At 35.1% G+C, this 18,840-nt stretch carries 14 protein-coding genes; 1 reads left to right on the forward strand and 13 read right to left on the reverse strand.

The features are described from left to right. Positions 1-229 precede the first annotated feature (229 nt). Positions 230-1,084, forward strand: coding sequence for a glycosyltransferase (locus tag JRC48_RS03690; protein ID WP_235070521.1), 855 nt, complete (start codon positions 230-232; stop codon positions 1,082-1,084). A gap of 213 nt (positions 1,085-1,297) precedes the next feature. Here JRC48_RS03690 and JRC48_RS03695 read toward each other — a convergent pair whose 3' ends face one another. The 13 genes from JRC48_RS03695 to JRC48_RS03755 form a co-directional block, all read right to left on the reverse strand. Beyond that, a complete protein-coding gene (locus JRC48_RS03695; protein WP_235070522.1) occupies positions 1,298-1,651 on the reverse strand; it encodes a hypothetical protein in 354 nt (117 codons plus the stop codon). Positions 1,652-1,692: 41 nt separating this feature from the next. After that, on the reverse strand, positions 1,693-2,016 hold the full coding sequence (locus tag JRC48_RS03700; RefSeq protein ID WP_235070523.1) for a DUF3784 domain-containing protein: 324 nt from the start codon (positions 2,014-2,016) through the stop codon (positions 1,693-1,695). Between the two features lie 42 nt (positions 2,017-2,058). Next, entirely contained in the window at positions 2,059-2,916 is an 858-nt protein-coding gene (locus tag JRC48_RS03705) for a glycosyltransferase family 2 protein (protein ID WP_235070524.1), read from the reverse strand. Positions 2,917-2,928: 12 nt separating this feature from the next. Continuing rightward, positions 2,929-5,364, reverse strand: coding sequence for a glycosyltransferase (locus tag JRC48_RS03710; protein ID WP_235070525.1), 2,436 nt, complete (start codon positions 5,362-5,364; stop codon positions 2,929-2,931). A 56-nt stretch (positions 5,365-5,420) separates the two neighbouring features. Further along, on the reverse strand, positions 5,421-7,574 hold the full coding sequence (locus JRC48_RS03715) for a glycosyltransferase (protein WP_235070526.1): 2,154 nt from the start codon (positions 7,572-7,574) through the stop codon (positions 5,421-5,423). 120 nt (positions 7,575-7,694) lie between these two features. Next, positions 7,695-9,104, reverse strand: coding sequence for an IS66 family transposase (locus JRC48_RS03720; RefSeq protein ID WP_235069119.1), 1,410 nt, complete (start codon positions 9,102-9,104; stop codon positions 7,695-7,697). Between the two features lie 117 nt (positions 9,105-9,221). Then, the gene (locus tag JRC48_RS03725; RefSeq protein ID WP_235070527.1) at positions 9,222-9,788 is read right to left on the reverse strand and encodes a hypothetical protein; all 567 of its coding nucleotides are present in this window, start codon (positions 9,786-9,788) and stop codon (positions 9,222-9,224) included. Between the two features lie 616 nt (positions 9,789-10,404). Then, a protein-coding gene (locus JRC48_RS03730; RefSeq protein ID WP_370630384.1) for an IS3 family transposase occupies positions 10,405-11,735 on the reverse strand; the annotation gives its coding sequence in 2 pieces (ribosomal slippage) (positions 10,405-11,331 and positions 11,334-11,735; 1,329 coding nt in all). A gap of 111 nt (positions 11,736-11,846) precedes the next feature. Further along, complete coding sequence (locus tag JRC48_RS03735) at positions 11,847-13,781, reverse strand: FAD-dependent oxidoreductase (RefSeq protein ID WP_235070529.1); 1,935 nt, start codon at positions 13,779-13,781, stop codon at positions 11,847-11,849. 131 nt (positions 13,782-13,912) lie between these two features. Beyond that, positions 13,913-14,716 carry a MerR family transcriptional regulator gene (locus JRC48_RS03740; protein WP_235070530.1) on the reverse strand — a complete coding sequence of 268 codons (804 nt, stop codon included), beginning with the start codon at positions 14,714-14,716 and terminating at the stop codon, positions 13,913-13,915. 287 nt (positions 14,717-15,003) lie between these two features. Next, positions 15,004-16,299, reverse strand: a complete 1,296-nt coding sequence (locus JRC48_RS03745) for a hypothetical protein (protein WP_235070531.1) — start codon at positions 16,297-16,299, stop codon at positions 15,004-15,006. A 271-nt stretch (positions 16,300-16,570) separates the two neighbouring features. Next, positions 16,571-17,905 (reverse strand): MBL fold metallo-hydrolase, encoded by a 1,335-nt coding sequence (locus tag JRC48_RS03750; RefSeq protein ID WP_235070532.1) that lies wholly within the window; start codon positions 17,903-17,905, stop codon positions 16,571-16,573. A gap of 124 nt (positions 17,906-18,029) precedes the next feature. Next, complete coding sequence (locus JRC48_RS03755) at positions 18,030-18,671, reverse strand: bifunctional 4-hydroxy-2-oxoglutarate aldolase/2-dehydro-3-deoxy-phosphogluconate aldolase (RefSeq protein WP_235070533.1); 642 nt, start codon at positions 18,669-18,671, stop codon at positions 18,030-18,032. Positions 18,672-18,840: the final 169 nt, after the last annotated feature.

Here is an 18,840-nt window from a genome sequence, read left to right on the forward strand (position 1 = left end):
CTTCTTTGATGATGGAGGCTTGTTTTTTGATAAATGTTTTATCTTCTATCAAATTAACCTAGCAATCGAATAAACTATATCATACTAAGTTAATTGAATCATTCAACTTCATTTTTTAATTATCATTTCACATATGCTTTCTATTAAATGACGATAACCGTTTCATTTTTTAAGAACTGAGCGTACTTAGTTAACAATCCATATTTTATAATCAAAGGAGGTTCATCGTATGCAACCAAAAGTGAGTGTGATTGTTCCTGCTTATCAGGCACAACAGCATCTATTCCGTTGTTTATCGTCTCTTGTCAATCAAACGTTACCAGGGATTGAAATCATTGTCATCAACGATGGCTCAACGGATCAAACCCAAAGTATCATTAATGAATTTAAGTTAAACTACCCTCATCTTATAGCCATTGAACAAGAAAATGCCGGAATTAGTACAACTAAAAAACGAGGTCTTGAATTGGCGACTGGAGAATACATCCTTTTCATGGACAATGATGATCAACTCGATTTAAAAGCACTTGAAGTGTTATATGAAATGGCTAAAGCATCAAATGCTGATATTGTGTTATATCATGCCTATCAAGTCATTGAAAATCAAATCATAAACATGTGGACGTACGAAAGGGGCCTTGAGAAGCAAATTCAACAAGATCCATTAACGGTTTATTTTAATGGACAGATTCGAACACCGTTATGGTGCAAATTCATTAAAAAGTCATACTTAGATCATGTTTCATTTCCTGAAGGTCTGAATCATTGTGAAGATTCGGCAACGACAGCCAGTTTATTGATGCATCATCCTAAAATCAGTTTTTGTCCTCAATGTTTATATTATTGGTTTGATTATTCGGCTAGTACAAGCCATACACCGACCTCACGAGTTAACGACTTTATTTATACGATCGAGTTTGTGACAAATGAACTGAAAAAAAATGATTTATATACGACCTATCAGACTCCATTTAATACGTATGCTTATTCAATCGCTTCATTTGGATACACCATGTTAGGTCATCATACACAACTTCAACAACAATTATTAACCTTCTATGAACAGTGGAGACAAAACAGTTGAATTTAAAAATAAATTATTTATGATTGGATAAAGATAAAAATAAGGGAGCTAGTACAAATTGACTAACTCCCCTTCTTTTTATGTAATGCCGTAGCATAATAGACAACCATACCCAGGATTTAGCTAAAGAATAGAGTGGTAAATCCTTATTTTATTTCAAATTAGCGACGTCTCGTTAAATCGTCATCGTTTGTTGACATACTTAACTGCCTCTTAGTTTTCCCAAGAACTTTCTTGATCAGAGGCTTGTTGAACCCCTGTTTGTTTATATCCAAACTGATAGAATTCAACCTCTGGATAGTCTTTTGGGTAATCTTCATCAAATTGGCTTAAGGGTTGTAAGTTCGTAAATGAAACTAATCCTTTTCCTTCTTCATAAATGCGAGTTTCTACATAATCGGGTTGAATATAACCCGGCATATCTTTAACCGTTGTATCCACTCGATATTGGGTGACACCTGCCTCAGAGGTTTGAACCGTTAATTGATTGATTGCTTCGTAGGTCTGACCATTGTATTCAAAGGTTTCCGTCCACGACGTTCCTGTTTCTAACGCTCCTTTTAACACTACTTTTGATGGGATAATGGAGTTTAATGGATTTCGCCAACCTATTTCTTATATTTTTCAAACGCTTTTCTAGCATCCCAATGTAAATCTTTGCAAAATAAGAAGATCCAAATGATGAATGAGATGACCCCAGCATATGAAGACACAATATAAGATAACACGCCCCCTATGCCTAATATGATACTCCATAAGAATAACGAGTTTCTCGTCGCTTGAACAAGCTGATGTTTATCATACAACTCTCGTTCATCTTTTGAGAGTGTATTAAATCCGCTAATGAACATAGCTCCTTTATCCTTAAGTATGATAAATAATCCTGCTAGAATTAAAAATATCAGTGATAAACTGGCACAAGCCTCAACCATCTCAAATGCTCCTTTAAATAAAATCAAACCTTATTTTTTCATTTAATGAAACGCTTCAATCCATTTCTGATAATACGCCATCATTTCATTGGCACATTTTAAATTTTGCTCTTTAACAGATTCCATCCAAGCGGTATGTTCCTCTAATCGTTGTTTAAACGTATGTTTGTACTGTTCATAAAGTCCAAGTTCTTTAAAGGTATCTGTGACAAAATCAAATGCCTGAATGATATCACTCGTGCAACGATCACGAATGGTTCCAACCGTACTTTCTGGATGCATGTTCCAAAAGTATAAATACTCATCTAAATAAGCAATTTTCGGTTCATTTAATGTTAATAATACACCCACTACCCAATCTTCCCAATAATTAATACTTGGCATTTTAGAGAAATCGATGGCTTGAATATGTGATCTTCGAATTAACTTTCTCCATAAGGTACAGTGATAAATGGAACGAATGCTTTCATCAGTTAAATGGTCTTTAAACGTTTGTAACGGCTCCTTGATCCCTGGTTGAGGGTATCCGATATTTCCAATGACCTGATAAAAATTGTAATAAACCATGTCCGCGTCTTCTTTAATGGCATAATTATATAATTTTTCTAATGTATCAAGAGCAATCCAATCATCATTATCAACAAAAAGAATATAATCTCCCTTTGCAAGTTTTACCCCTTTTTCTTTTGTTCTAATGATTCCTTCATTATTTGGCAATTGAACAACACGAAGACGAGAGTCTGTTAAAAATTGATCGATGATGGCTTGTGTTTGATCAGTCGATCCATCATTAACAATAATCACCTCTAAATCTTCTAGACTTTGTCTTAAAACAGAATCAATACAACGAGCAATGTATTTTTCCGAATTATACGCCGGGATAATGACACTTACTTTCATTTTTCTTCCCCCTTATTCAAACGTTTCTCCCCTTAATTTTTGTAAAATCGATTGAACACTTGCTTTAAAATAATTTTTTTCATTCATTTTCTTTGAGAAAATAGCCACTTGTGCTTTCATTTTCTCATAGTCATCCGTCGTTAGCTCATTTATCTTTTCTTTTACTTCAGCTAAACAAGAAACCGTGATCCCTAAGTGATGATTTAAAATAAACGACGCCTCTTTTGAGTTTTGTAAACAAATAATCGGCAATCCCGCTACAAGATAAAGGGCTAATTGATACGCTGTTTGAAGCGATGCATCCATCTCGGAGTTATTTAATGTCGTCAATGAATCTTGATATAACAAACCAAAACTTCCGTCTAACTCATTCAACTCACTCATCTTCATTTCTTTGACATCGCAGTGATAGACATTTAGCTTGCAGTCATGAATCACGGATGATTTTACTAATTGCAAATCTTCAGATGATGCTAAATCGTTCACGAAAACAATGGAACTCGAAAGCTCACGGTTTTTCAATGTCAACTCACCTTTTTCGATAACGATGTCATCCATAAGTTCTAACGTATGAATCGATGTATAAACCCCATGATCTAGTAACCAGTGTTTCATTTTTTCATTTGGTGCAATTAAATAAGAGGCTTGATTGAGTATCGAGCGTTCCTGTTCAAACTCGTGACCGTCGATTAGTTGTTTGAAACAAGAGGCACTCATATATAAAATTGTTTTAATTTGATGAAAATGACACAGTTCAAATAGCGCTTGACCCTCTTTCTTTGTTAAAGGATATTCAAAAAAGATGAGATCCATAATATTCAGCGAATTCGCTTCTGATTGTAAATGTTGTTGTAAGGACTTGAACCCAAGTTGTTGTAACGCAACGATGTTTTGAGGATTAATCTCATCAAAATAGTACTTCTCACCCACCGCTTTCATCGTTTGAACCATGAGTTCATACTGTTTTTCATACATTTGTGAAACCTCTAATTGTCCTGCCAACTTAAATAAAATCGCTAATCGATATAAACTCACTGGACTCATCTCATCAGGCGGAAGTTGCAAAAGCTCATTCAAGCTTTGTTCATACTTCCCTTGATTAAATAGACGATGCCCTTGTAAATAATGCGAGTGAATAAGAGAATCTTGCTCATCTTCTAGTGCATTTAGCATACATGAAAGAATGGCTGACACATAATTATTTTGATTCCAGTAGTAACAGACTTCTAACTGAAACACTTCATCAAACGATGGTTGAGTTAAAATAAATTGTTTAGCCTCTTCTAAATTATTTCCTTCAACCAATTGCTTTAACGTTTGATATCCCACTCGTTTCAGCTGATTTGGATTTAAGTGATAATGACGAACTAACTTTTCTGTGATTTGTTTTTCTATTGTTGGATCGGTTGTATATAACAAGGCATCTTGATAAGACTGAATGGCTAAGTTTAGTTGCTGATCTTGTTCCCTTAATTCAGCTAATTTCAAATGAGTCTGCGAGTCAAACGGAGCGACTAATAGGATTTCACTTAAAAGCTTCCGAGCGAATTCAAACTGATGATCATAAATAGCCACTTGCGCATGAATTCGTTTAATATCAAGATCTTCTTTGAGCGCTGGAAGAGCTTCGTTTAACTGATTCATGGCATAAGATAAGTTTCCACTTGTAACGAATGATTGAATTTGAGTTAGGAGTTGCTCTTTTTCTTTTTGTAAAAATGATTCATAAAACTGTTGATGTAAGGTGGCTGCTAACTCTATTCCTTTTGGATTTTTTTGAAATAGTTGATGTGCATTTTTGGTGAGACCATCTTCTAAATAATTGGCAATATAAATAATGTCATTAAACCATCTAAGCTTTAATCCATCGTGTGCAATATGAAACCAGACAACTGATTCTGTCATAAAGGTTTCTCCCTCAATTTCAGGAAACTTATACTGTTTTAAAACATCAGTATAAAAAACTTCGGCTTTATCTCCGTCAATATGATATTTTTCACGTTCAAGTGAAGTCGCATCTAAATACTCTCCCTCAAAGGTTTGACCGATGAGATCCGTTTCACTGGTTCCTTTATTTCCGGCGACACCCGCATAACCCGATAAGTTTTGAATACTTTCTTCCCAGCGAATAATCGTTTCAACGGCATCATCTTTAAGATAATCGTCTGAATCGACCATTAAAAATAGTTTTCCTCGAGCGAGTTCAGTTGCTTTATTAATCGCTCGATGTTTTCCTCCGTTTTTAACCCGAATATAAATAATTTCAAAGTTTGCTTCGCTTTCAATCCAAGGAAAAATCAGATTTGCCGTTTCATCCATTGATCCATCATCAACAATAATCCATTCAAACGATTGAACGGTTTGTCTTTTTAAAGACTCATATAACCGAGTTAAGGTATAAGCCCGATTATATGTTGGCGTAAAAACTGTAACTGGATAAGATTTCATAAGCCATCCCTCATTTCTTCAATCAATTTCTCTTTTCGTTTAATCAACACATTAAGTTACTCTTTCGGTATTAATAAAAATGATTGAATTTTGGATAGTTGTTGGTGATAAGAAAACTGTTCGCCACCTTTTTGACTTTTTTGTTTTAACTCTAAATAAGTCATCGTATTAAATAAGACGTTAATCACGCCGTCATACAACGCTTGAAGCGTATTCTCGACTAAAAATCCATACTCTCCATCTTTCAGAAGTTCTCGATTTCCCGCACAGTCGGTCGCAATAATAGGAATGCCTAAAATCAACGCTTCAATCACGGCAGAACTCAACCCTTCAACGTATGAAGAACAGATAAATAACTGACAATGGTTCACTAATTGATAAGGATTTGGGTGATACCCCATGAGCGTAACGCAATCTTCTAGCTGATTTTGTCGAATATAGTCTTCATATTCTTGACGCTTAACGCCCTCTCCGATAATAATGAGCTGACAGTTAACGCCTAATTCTTTTAATTTTTGTTGAATGATAAGTAATCGATCATATCCTTTTTCTGGCGTTAAACGCCCCACAGACACAATTTTAAATTCTTCAGGTAGCGACGCTTGACATGGTAACGCAGCTTTTTCTTTAATTTCTACCTCGTCAATTGGATTATAAATGACATGGACATGATCATAAATTCCAAATTTTTCAATGAACGCCTTTTTGGCTCCTTCTGACACACAAACAATTTCATCGAAGGCTTCGTAACATGATTTATGCTCCTCTTCACTAGAAAAACAGAAGTCCGCCCCTCGATTAGCCATTAAATCCGTATGAACCCATGCAATTTTTTTAGCATGTTTATTCGGTGAATAGGCAATGATCCGAGTTGATTGATCTTCTAAAAAGGCCACTTCAATATCATAGTCTTGATCAATAACTTCTTGACTTAGTCGTGTCGGCGTTAATGTCTCTAAGTACGTATAGTATTCTTTTAAAGCATTCGCTTCTTCTTCACTCTGTGCCGTTACTCTATAAATGGTTTTATAAGTCGCATATTTTTTAATTTCATCAATGTAAATTCCTTGGTCAATTCGAGTTTGAACGGTAATATCAAATTTCGATTGATCGAGTCCTTTCACAAGGTTTAAAAGCACTTTTTCAGCTCCTCCACCAAGCAACGTTCCAATTAGAAATAAGATTTTCACTTTTTTCGTTTGTTTTATTTGTTTTTTGTCTTCTTTAAACTGATGAATCGTACTATGTAAGATGTCTTCTAGCAAACAAGCTCCGTTGACTGGACTCATTTGCTCGGCTGTTTTTAGTCCATTTTCAACTAAATGCGCTCTTAGTGTTGAATCTGTTAACACGCGTTTTAAATGTTCCGTTAATTCTTCAATCGTATTAGATGAAGCAATCAGTGCATTTTGCTCATGTTTAGCGTATTGATTAATGCCACCACAGTTCGTACAAACAACTGCCACCCCAGATGCCATTGCTTCAAGAGGAGGTAATGGACACCCTTCATAAATCGAACAACTTAGTAAAATATCCGATTGACGATAAAGGTTAGCTAACTCTAATTGGGACGCATTAACCACATATTCAACTTCAAAAGGTAAGGCACTCGTTGTTGGTTGAACCTGACAAGCCCAAGTGACTTTAAAACGAAATCCTTGATGCCACGCCTGAACCAAGACTTGCAACGCAGTGACAAATCCTTTAAACGATAACATTGGATTTCCAACGAGTAAAATTCTTAATTCTTTCGATTCTTCTCTTTCAACCGGATAATAACGCTCAGTATCAATAAAAACCGGTAAAACATAAGATTCCTGATTAAATCGCGCTTTTACAATATCATGAACATAAACCGAATCCGTCGCATAATAAATCTCTTCTTTAAATTGTTCCTGCAAAGAGGCGCGAATGATTTTTTCTTTTTCTTGATCACCGACATCCCCATATAAGAACTCATGACCTTGTTCCCAGTATAAAATAGGAACATTTGCATTCATTAACTCTTTAATTTGATTATAAAAACCGGCAAAAACAACGTCAACTCCACTTAAATAGTCAGTATACGTTTCATGTCCTTGAAGTACAAACTCTTGATCGGGAGTAAAATCCGTAATCCAATTTGGAACGACTCGATCATAGGCCCCTCGAAGTAAAACAGTGATACGATGTCCTCGTTGCTGTAATGCCTTCATTTGAGTGTATAACATTTTTAGCCCACCCGTCACGTTTTGATGGGGTAAAATATATAAAATAGGTAACTATTCAGCCTAGTAGAAAAGAGTATCACAAAAAGGAGTGCTCATTTAGTGAAGTACTCCTTGTGAATGTTATGAAAATTGAATCGTATTTCCCATTAAAATGGTTTCAATACTTTCGATAATATTTAATCCTTGCTTTTGACAAGTAGAGATGAAACCTCTGATTCGGGCGAAACAATGAGCACCTTTTTCTGTTCGGAAACATCCGGATATTTTTTGTTTAGTTTTAGTCATTCGGACATCACGCTCAGCTAAATTATTATCAAACGGAACTTCAACTTGATACAGAAATTCTAATACTTCTTCTTGTCGTTTCGATAAACGATTGAGTAATCGAACGGAATCCGTATTCTTTTCATGCAGTTTTAAAGGATTCTCACGGTAACCCTCTTCGATGATTTGTTGGTATCGTTTCTCAAACTCCTGTATTTTAGATAAGGGTAAAGGATATTCCGTCTCTTCTGAATAAGTTTTAGCTTCAAGTAATAATTTCGTCATGTTTTTTGCCCACTGTTGGTTCTCAAAATCGATGATTCCTTTAAACTCTCTTAAATGATGAACGTTACATAAAGCATGCGTACAATCATCATATTTAAAATACGGGGTCCAATGGTCATGGATGACGGTTCCTTTGAAAGAGGGAAGAATGCCATTGGCTTCAATGGCTTGAGAGCCACGCTTTTCATGAACAAAGTAATGCGTGAATTTTTGATTTGAAGTCACGTGAAGCCAGTGTCTCTTTCCATTGACATAACAGCCTGTTTCATCTAAATGAAGATGATTTGATGCCAAAAGATTTTCTTTGATTGAGGCTTCAGTCGTTTCTAATAACTCATCACATCGTTTCGTCATATTCACCAGTGTTCCTTGGCTGATGGTCGCTTTGAAAATATCTTGAGTCAATTGTTTCAGACGGTTGAAAGGAATCAATTGATAGTGACTGAAATAAGTTAATACACTTGTTAAATGTGGCCCATATTGTGTCGGTTGTGTGACATGTTTCGGAAATAGTCCTTCATTTTTAAAGTGACAGTTAGGACATACTTTAATTTGGGATTGATGCTCAGTCACTTGAAGCCTTAAGCTCGGTAAATCAAAAACTTGACGTCGAATCGTTTTTTGAGGTTCAACGTTTTCTAAACAACACCCACACCCTTGGCAAGTTTTCGGATGATGTGTGACGACATGATCCGGATCTTTTATCATTTTTAAGGTTGAACCTTGATGTCCGACTTGACCACCCGGTTTTTTATTTGAAGGTTGACGCAAACTTTTTGTCTTTTTAAAACCATCGGTTGACGGAGGTAAGCTACTATTTTGACTGGTTTGATTTGATTGTTTTTCAAGTTTCTTAAGGCGAGCATCTAAATCTGAAACAGTCTGAGATAACTCAGAGATTTGAGTGGAAAGTCCTTGAACTAAACTAATAACGGATTGAATCCCCTCCTGATAAACTTTGATGATTTCAGATTCTGACATGAGATGACACCTTCTTCTAAAGTTGGAATAGTAAGGATATTATAACGTAAATCTTACAAATAGGTAAGTTATTCACGAGAGCTACATATCATTAACAAAAACACCAAGGAATGGAATTCATTTACTTGGTGGCTGAATAGTTACTAAAATAGAAAGCTTTTGGCCGTTTTTGACAAGTGGTAGTGGCTGTTTAGTCTCTAAAAAGTGAGTCGCATAAATTTTAATTAATTTGCTAGGTAAGTGTTTCAAATTAAAAAACGAAACATCGAAATCTTTAAAATCAGAAAGAATCCATGTGTTTGCTCCATTTTCATGATCCACTACTAAATAAATCTCTTCAACTCCTCGCTTAAGAAGCTCATGAATGAGATTAATCCCCTCTTCTTTACTTAATTGATTAAATAAAGATGGAATAATAGCAGTATGATACATTTGATCAAAAGTGGTAGACGATTGTTGTAAGTGGGATAAGAAAAAAACTCGCTCATAACAACTCATCACCTCTGTCTCAAACGCTTGATCTTCTGCAAGACAAACATCGACTTTATAAGTTGATTTGGGATACATATTTTTTAAAAGAGGTGCTATCCAGGGAGACTCCCCTGATATTTCAAGAATAAAATCCTCCTGATGTAAATTTAAAAAACTAATAAGTTCTAATTTGGATTGAAACTCAATCTCCATAACATCCCCTCTTTCTTTTTCATTAAAATGGGCGAAAATTCCATAATTAATATATCTTATGATAAAAAGAATTTAAGTGTTATTCATGAACTCATTATTTTTCATTTTTATTAAGATGTTACAACTTCTAACGATTCATCCTCTTCATCTGCTAATTGATGAGTTAACCACTCATCCCCACACAATCTCATATATATAAGTCCAGATATGTTTTTCATATCGGAAAACTTTTAACTGGACTATAGGATGCCTTAATATTAAAGCGGCTTACCAACTAAGACTGGTGTAGCATTATAAAATACATTTCTGTTTATATATAGTAAAGGATTCCTCGAACGCCCCAATCGACAAACATTCCGATAAAAACACCGTAAAATCCTCATTTCAGTGTTACACCAAGCAAATATCCTAGACAAACTCTGAAAACCCACATTCCAATCATCGTACTTCAATAAAAAAGAAGCCCTCTTGAACTTAGATGACTTCTTTGATCATTAACTTTTAGCTACGATTAAGTCAAACGTCCTCTTTTTAACTCGTTATCATAAACTTCTTCATAAAAAAAAACGGATGGAAAACTAATCTGTACCCTTTGTCAAGGACAAAGAAAAAAAACCTAAGCAACTTGAAGCTGATTTCTGTATCCTACAGGAGTCAGCTTATTTAAATTCCATTGATATCTAAAGTTGTTATGGTAATCTATATAATCTTTAATTTCGATGAATAAATCATCAAATGACATTTGATTCGTAATCTCTGCTTCATCTTTTAAATGCCCAAAAAATGATTCTTGTGGAGCGTTATCCCAACAATTACCCTTTCTTGACATGGATTGTTGAATTCCTAATTCTTTTACTTGATTTGAAAATTGTGGACTAGTATAGTGTACTCCCTGATCGGAGTGAATGATCGTTTCTTTCATTAATTGGACAGTCGGATTTTCTTGAAGTTTTTTCAGTGTTTGAAGCACAAAATCTATCTTTAAATGATCACTTAATTGAAAGGCTAAAACTTCATTCGTTGCACTATCTAAAATGGTAGAGAGATAGGCAGTCTGACCCTTTCCATATTTTAAATAAGTGATATCGGTTAATAGAACTTTGTAAGGTTCTGATGGTCTAAACTTACGGTTAACAAGATTTGGACAAACGCGATGTGCTTGCGTAGCTTTAGCGAGTTTACGATAGGGATTACTTCGACGAACTTTACTCAACAATCCATATTTTTTCATGATGCGATGAATAGATTTTAGGTTAAAGGAGATGTTGAATTCTCCTTTAAGAACCATCGCTACTTGGCGAATTCCTTTGTTCTTTCGTCCTTTGAAATGAATGGCTTGTTGAATCACTTCTAAACGTTGTTGTTCGTCTTTTAGTCGCTTTAAGCGTGCTTTTTCAGCGCATGACGAAAAATAACGATAATAACCTGATCTTGAAACACCAAGACTATCGCATAAATGAGAAATTAAAGAGTTAAATTTAGTTGATGTCTGGCTCACCACTTGATGAATCATTTGAAACCTTACTTCTTTAGAGACTATTCTAGCATTTTTCTCACGAGTCTCAACTTTTTTAATAATTCGTTCTCAATCCTTAAAACTTCTAATTCGGCTTGCGTACGTAACAACTGTTCTTCTATCGTTAACTCTCGCTTTAGAGGTCTTCCAGAATTGGTAGTACGACTATCATCCAATCCTAATGGCCCCTGAGTTTTAAAGGCTTGTTTCCAACGTTTAGCTGCAGAATTCACACGCTGCATACCAAGCATCTCAACATTGAATCCATAGTATTCGAATATCTCTCGAGGAAACTTTCCTTTCTCGCTCATCGCAATAAAGTTTTCCTTAAATTCTTTTGTATAAGTAATCCCTTTTTCAGACACTGACTTAACATAATCGTTTTGTTTGAGTTGTTCAATCTCTTGCGGTGTAAATAACTTCTTGCTCATCTGAAATCCTCCTAAAATCTAATAGTTTATATGATAGCAAAAAGACCCTAGAGGGTAGACTTTTTTTACTTGTCTACTCTCTAGGGTACATTTTAAACCATCCGTCAATTATTATTTACTTAAAGCATTTGCTGCTGCATTTTCTCCAGCAATGCGTCCTGAATTGTAAGCAAATCCTAATGTTCCACCTTCAAATGTCACATAGTTATTTCCGTACATTCCTCCTGCATCAGCACCTGTTACCCATAAGTTATCGATAGGTGTTCCAGATTCATCAACAGCTTGAATGTTTTCATTAATTGCAACGCCACCTAACGTTCCAAGACAACGTGTTTTAACTTTTACCGCGTAATATGGACCCTTTTCTAGCGCATACATATATTTAGAATCTTTGAAGAATTGAGTATCTTCTCCATTATTCGCCATTTGATTATAATTCGCTACTTCTTCTACTAAGTAAGGCGCTCCAATTAACTCTGCTAATTCTTCGATGCTATTTGCTGTAAATGCAACACCTGCTTGAACAGCATCAGCTAAAACAGCACTGTAATCAAATGGTGCACGATTTGCTTCAGCCATTTTATCTATATCTTTTAAATGTCCAGCTTCAATATAGGATACACCTTTACCATATAAGTGTCCCCAACGATCAGCAAATACACTAGCTAATCCTTTTTCTGCAACTTGTTCAACAATCCCTTGATCTAAGATGATGTACATTTCTGCATCTGGTTGTGTATAAATCATCGTTGATAAAGCTGCACTTTCGTAAGCTTCTTCTTCATTTCCAAAACGATATCCTTTATTGTTTACAAATAATAATGGATTACGAACTAAATCTGTTAAAGCAGATGAATCTTGCATCTTCTTCTTCGCTTCAGCTTCAAACGTCATACCAAACCACTGAGCAACATCTGTTCCTAATTCAGCAGCTCCTGCTGACCAAGCCATCTCTAATCCGTCACCAGTTGCTGTAGCGATTAATCCAGTTCCAGCTTCTTCACCGAAATGTTCTTTCATCATTTCTGCATTTCCACCGTATCCACCTGTTGATAAAATAACTGAGTCAGCCGTGATACGTAACTCTGTTCCATCTGCACGACGTGCAACAACTCCAGTTACTTTTCCTGAATCATCCATAATTAATGATTCTCCTGGTGTTTCATACATGACTGTTCCACCATTTTCAACAACTTTATCATGTAACGTTTGGATTGCTACTGTTCCACCGTCTGCATATCCATGAGCCGTTGTTGGCATTCCTACGTGATTATATTGTGCTCCGTGTCCAGCTTCTAATAAATTTAAGTTTACACCTTGCTCAAGTAACCAATCAATTGTTGAAGCTGATTTATTGATAATTGCACGAACTAAACGTGAATTAGCAAAGTATCCACTTTCCTTAATGTATGTTTCATATAACCACTCTGAATCTGCTGTATCATTTGCTTCAACTTGCATTGAACTATGATCGGCGAAAATAACACCGGCCATTGACCCTGCTCCTGAAACACCTGGTGCTTTTTCAAGTAAGATAACATTTGCTCCAGCTTCACTAGCTGCTACAGCTGCCGCTGAACCAGAAGCTCCTGCTCCTACAACGACAACATCTGTTGTAATTTCTTCAACTTGTGCAGTTGTTGTTGACTCTTGTTTCACTTTTAAAGATTCAACATCTCCACCTGCTTGTGTCACACAGTCAGCAACGGCATCTAAAATCCCATTACTTACATTTGTTGCACCTGATACTGTATCAACTGCTAATGTTTGATTTTCAACAATCCCACTCGGAATACGTTCAATAGCTGGAGCTGCAAGACCTTCAGTTTCATGATGTTCAAGAACTTTAACTGATAAGATTTCAGTTTCGCTGAATTCTACCTCAACTTTAATTTCTCCATTGTTCCCCATCGCAGTTCCCGTATAAGTTCCCGCTTCAAACGAGTTTTTAGCTTCTGTTGGTGCTTCTGTTTCATTTGTTTGACATCCTACTAATGTTAAAGACATTAATAAGGCCGCAAAATAACTTTTCGGTAATTTGTTCATTGACTCTCCTCCTTAAAACTAAATCAAAACTTGTTCATCAATTCACAAGTATTTAAAGTGTAAGGTCCGGTGTAACCCCTGAGTCAATAAAGTTTTTAAAAAAATTACAAAAATAATGAAAATATCTCATATTATTTATATTTTTCGACAGCTACGCGAACTGAAATGACATATTTAACCGATCCGTTCTCCACTTCTAATCCGTCTAACTTTACGCTAAAGTCTTCTAGAAAACGGTAATGATAATCTCTTGCCTTTTTTAGTAATGGCATTAAACAAGACTGATCAATAGAACAGACATCGTCAACAATCAGTGTCATACAAAGACCGAGCCCTCCTGGTAAAAATTCAACTGGCTCCTCTATACATAGATCACACTGCTCAACATATTTGCTTTTGGCATGTAAGCCTAACTGAACTGAATGGGAGGTCTTTCCTAATTCAATAGACTCAAGTGGAATCGTCATCGATAAAACGGTATAAGGTAAATGCTCAATCCATTGTTTCATTAACTGTGTACTCTTTTTACAATCTTTATCACACCTTAATCGATAAATAGGTGGCAACTCAACCTCCATAATCTCACCTACTTTTTCACACTGCCACTGATAGGAATTATGAATTTCATCTAAACGTGATTTTAATAACTGTAATCGTTGAATCTCATATTCAATGTCTAACTTCTTTTGTTCAATCAAATCTAGATGACTTTCATTTGTCACACCATTCATTTTTTCAGATACTTTTGAAACGGGTAACTCGAAACTTCGATATAACTTTGCTGTTAGAACCTTGAAGCCATCTCGATTAGTATATTCACGATAATTATTACACGGATTTTTAGTCGGTAAAAAAATTTGATTTTTTTCATAGTGCCGTAAAGCATCTACACTTACACCTAATAATTTAGTAAATTGACTGGTACTATAACTCATTTCATCTAACTCTCCCTATCTTACTTCAACCTAATGATAACAAAATGATTTCAGACGATTACTTTCACTTCACCCGTTATATCCCCTTTAACTTAAGCAATTGATTCATTCATGTCTCACCATAATTCATCCCCGTTGATCAGTACGATTTCAACAGATTAATAACACATTCAGTTATGAATTTGAAAGATTAAATCTCATGATGTTCACAAAGAAAAAATAGCCGTTTTTGTAACGGCTATTTTTAAAGTACAGGAAGTGTAACATTAAACACTCATTTTTAGACTTTATTCTTGGAACGATAAGGCAAAATTAGCCTTTTCATTGAATGCTCCTACTTTTTGTTCTAGCCTAACAACATAGGAACTAAATCCTACACAATTTTCTCTCTCTTTAATGCTTGTATTATTTAATTTAAACGAATTTATAACATTTTTAATTGTTTCTTTTTGTTCTATAGTTAATTCATCTATTATAAGTATAATCTTTATATTAGATTCAAAAGCTTTCTTTAGTTCACTCTTAAGAGTACTATTTATTTCTCTATCTCTTATTTTAGGATTTAAATCTTTCATCCATTCATCAACCTTATCCATAAGAAATTGATTGCTATCAATATATGAAATTATTTTCTCTATCCATTCATTTATTGTTTTTTCTCTTATTTTATAATCAGTAACAATGCTAAACGTAGATGCGAATCTTATTAGCTGAGGTAGTATGGTTCCATTTAAATAGTTAAGTTTCTGCGTGTTCCTATATTTTCCTTCCCCATAACATTCGTACTCTATTAAATTTATTCTTAATGGTGTATTAGTAGAATCCCTATCGTAAGTAATTAATACAGCATCTGGGATCCCTTTTATTCCTGGTATATTTTCATTTTTATCATTTTTTAGACCCACTGTTGAAAATAATCTATTATTCGAAATCAATATACTCTTGTCTTCTGTAAAAAATTGAAATAAATTATAAAAATACTTTGTTACTAAAGGTTCCAATCCTCTAATCGGATCTGTTTCATTTCTAAATCTTATTGTTTGAAATGTACCTAGTATATCTAAAATTTCTTCTTCTTCATCTGATTTATCATATTCTTCACATTCTGACTCTTTAAATTTCAACTGAAATTTTATTTGCGATTCTTCACTTGAAGTATTCTCACTTAAATCATTAAAAATATATAGCGTATCTCTTTTATTAGTTACAAAGTTCTTATCTAATATATTTATAGCATCTCTATCTTTTATCAATTTTGAACCTTGCAGATATTTAGCTCCCCATGCTTGTCCACCTGCTTCTCTTAGTACACTCATATCAAATGGTTCACAAAATTCGATATCTTTAATTTTAAAACACTGTATATACTTTTCTGAATCTTCCCATGGCTTTATATCTGTTATCTCTCCCAAAACCCCTCTTGCTCCACATAGACTTTCTTTTCCTATCTTTATGGAAAGATATATTAAATCTCCTGTGCCACCGATTCTAAATTTTTGACTAAATCCCGCTACCTTTTCATTTACACATAAATAGTAGTTGTCTATCAACTTACCACAATGCAATATTCTTACATTATTCATGATTCCCTCCCATTTTCTATATAATCTAATTATATATTTATATAAATAAATATTCTATATAAATAGGTTGTTTACCTATAAAAGCATACACTTCTTCTCGGAATACTTAAGTAATAGACCCTATTTTAACATCTTATGTTGTTACTGATGAACACTGAAATTAAAATCCTATATTGTAGAAGCCTGATTGGGATTAGGAAGAATCTCGCTTTATTATTAGACTTGAATAAAAAGAGGCATTAGGATTTTCTAGTGCCTCTTTTCATCACTATTATTCACACGCCCATCCATCTTTGTCACGATCATGTTTAGATTCATAGGCTGGATGTCCTTGTGGAACTCCATCGGGATAAACTTCTCTTAATAACGTACAGTTTTTATAGGATTCTTTAGTTGTAGTCGATTCTTGATTATAAATTCCGTTGGGATTATCATCTTTATAATTAGTTGATCCTGAACTAGAACCGTTTGTTGATGTACTTGAGTTACTTGAACTCGAACTGCTTGTTGATGTGTTTGAGCTACTTGTACTTGAACTGCTTGTTCCTGTGTTTGAGTTGCTTGTACTTGAACTGCTTGTTCCTGTGTTTGAGCTACTTGTACTTGAATTATCTTTGCCTGGGGTATATGACGCTGGTGTTAATTCCGTTTTAAATCCATGCCCGGTTGACGTAAACACAATATCGCCTTGTTCATCTGTTCGATACACTGGAATGTCTTTAGACTCAAATAAACTTAATGTTTCTTGGCTTGGATGCCCGTATTGGTTCGGTTGTCCAACTAAAATGACGGCATATTCAGGCTGAATTTGATGAATAAATGAGGCTGACGAACTCGTATTTGATCCATGATGTCCGACTTTCAGTAAATCAACATCCCCAATCGATAACTTTGACTCAACCTCAGCTTCTGCATCGCCCATAAAGATTGCTCGATCATCGCCATTTTCGTATAACACAATTAAGGAATTATTATTTTCGTTACTATTTCCACCTGCTGTATTATAAAGAGTTAAAGTCGCACTTCCTAACTCAAACGTCGCCCCTTCTAGTGGCACACTCGGTTGTAATCCTTTATTAGATAACGCCTGGATATAGTCTTGGTAGACTTGTGTTGTGGCATCACCATTGGGAACTAAGGTCGTCTTCACATCAAAATCAGCAATGACCGTATCTGCACTTCCCATGTGATCGGCATGAAAATGAGTCAAAATTAAATAATCAATCCTTTCAACGCCCTGATTTTGTAAATAAGCTTTCACTGTCGCATCATCATCTGTATTTCCTGTATCAATCATCGCAAATCGTCCCGCGTTCTCGATTAGGATCGCATCTGAATTCCCCGTATTAATAAAGTGAATTTGACTATCACTCACCGTTTCTATAGTCACATCTTCTACTTTTAATGCTTCACTTTCCTCTTCAGATTGAATAACTGCTTCTTCGTTTGACTCGACTTCACCCAATTCCACGTTTTCTGATTCAATCTCTTGCACGGTTTCATGATCATCTGAAGTTTCCTCTACATATTCATTAGCTGCCGAACAACCTGTCAAAAGAATTGTTATTCCTAGAATTAGCAACTTTTTAAATGTAAATTGACCCATCTAATTACCCCCAGTTAAAAATTGATACTTTTATTATACATAACTCTCTAAGCCTTTGCACGAGTGACTAGTCTTTAAACTAATCCGCCTAATTAAAAACAATCTTCCGCTTGTTTATTTTTAGCTATGACTTTCTAGCCTCAGCTACCTTTTGAACAAATTGTTTGGCTAGTTCAGTCACCCCTGCATAATCTCCATGTTTCGCTGGTGCCGTTAAATCTCCTCCAACACCAACAGCCACGCAACCGTTTTTAATCCACTGATTGACATTCTCTAAATTTACTCCTCCGGTTGGCATAATATTGGCCTGAGGCAGCGGGCCTTTAATGGCTTTAATGAAACTTGGACCAAACGCACTTCCAGGGAATAACTTGACAATATCGACTCCCGCTTCCATAGCTGTCACCATTTCTGTGATCGTCATGCATCCTGCCATATACGGCACTTGATATCGATTGCAAAGCTTAGCTGTCGCTAAGTCAAATCCAGGTGAAACGATGTAGTTTGCTCCTGCTAAAATGGCGATGCGAGCTGTTTCACTATCTAATACCGTTCCAGCCCCAATCAACATCTTTGATCCGAATTCTTTAACTAACGACTTAATCACTTCATCCGCAAACGGAACCGTAAACGTTAATTCAATCGCTTTAATTCCTCCCGCTAAACAAGCTTTTGAAATTTCAATTCCTTCAGTTTCATTTTCTGCACGTACAACGGCAACGACTCCTGTTTCACAAATTTCTTTAATCACTTCATATTTTTTCATCCTGCACCTCGTATTTTCTCTTGTATTAAATGTTTAGTGGTTATAATTGTGTTGTCTAAAAAATTGATCCTTGATTACTTTTTGATGCTTATCATCCTGATATATTCATCACACCTATTATCTAAATTTCGTCTTTATTATATCATTTTCTATTTTAATCTCTCTAGTC

It is taken from the genome of Turicibacter sp. TJ11 (assembly GCF_021497505.1).
Lineage (GTDB): Bacteria > Bacillota_I > Bacilli_A > MOL361 > Turicibacteraceae > Turicibacter.

Coding starts and splice junctions, on each gene's coding strand:
- JRC48_RS03745 (WP_235070531.1), bottom strand. CDS start 16,299: ATGAATAATGTAAGAATATTGCATTGTGGTAAGTTGATAGACAACTAC.
- JRC48_RS03750 (WP_235070532.1), bottom strand. CDS start 17,905: ATGGGTCAATTTACATTTAAAAAGTTGCTAATTCTAGGAATAACAATT.
- JRC48_RS03720 (WP_235069119.1), bottom strand. CDS start 9,104: ATGTCAGAATCTGAAATCATCAAAGTTTATCAGGAGGGGATTCAATCC.
- JRC48_RS03710 (WP_235070525.1), bottom strand. CDS start 5,364: ATGAAATCTTATCCAGTTACAGTTTTTACGCCAACATATAATCGGGCT.
- JRC48_RS03740 (WP_235070530.1), bottom strand. CDS start 14,716: ATGAGTTATAGTACCAGTCAATTTACTAAATTATTAGGTGTAAGTGTA.
- JRC48_RS03705 (WP_235070524.1), bottom strand. CDS start 2,916: ATGAAAGTAAGTGTCATTATCCCGGCGTATAATTCGGAAAAATACATT.
- JRC48_RS03690 (WP_235070521.1), top strand. CDS start 230: ATGCAACCAAAAGTGAGTGTGATTGTTCCTGCTTATCAGGCACAACAG.
- JRC48_RS03735 (WP_235070529.1), bottom strand. CDS start 13,781: ATGAACAAATTACCGAAAAGTTATTTTGCGGCCTTATTAATGTCTTTA.
- JRC48_RS03755 (WP_235070533.1), bottom strand. CDS start 18,671: ATGAAAAAATATGAAGTGATTAAAGAAATTTGTGAAACAGGAGTCGTT.
- JRC48_RS03725 (WP_235070527.1), bottom strand. CDS start 9,788: ATGGAGATTGAGTTTCAATCCAAATTAGAACTTATTAGTTTTTTAAAT.
- JRC48_RS03700 (WP_235070523.1), bottom strand. CDS start 2,016: ATGGTTGAGGCTTGTGCCAGTTTATCACTGATATTTTTAATTCTAGCA.
- JRC48_RS03715 (WP_235070526.1), bottom strand. CDS start 7,574: ATGTTATACACTCAAATGAAGGCATTACAGCAACGAGGACATCGTATC.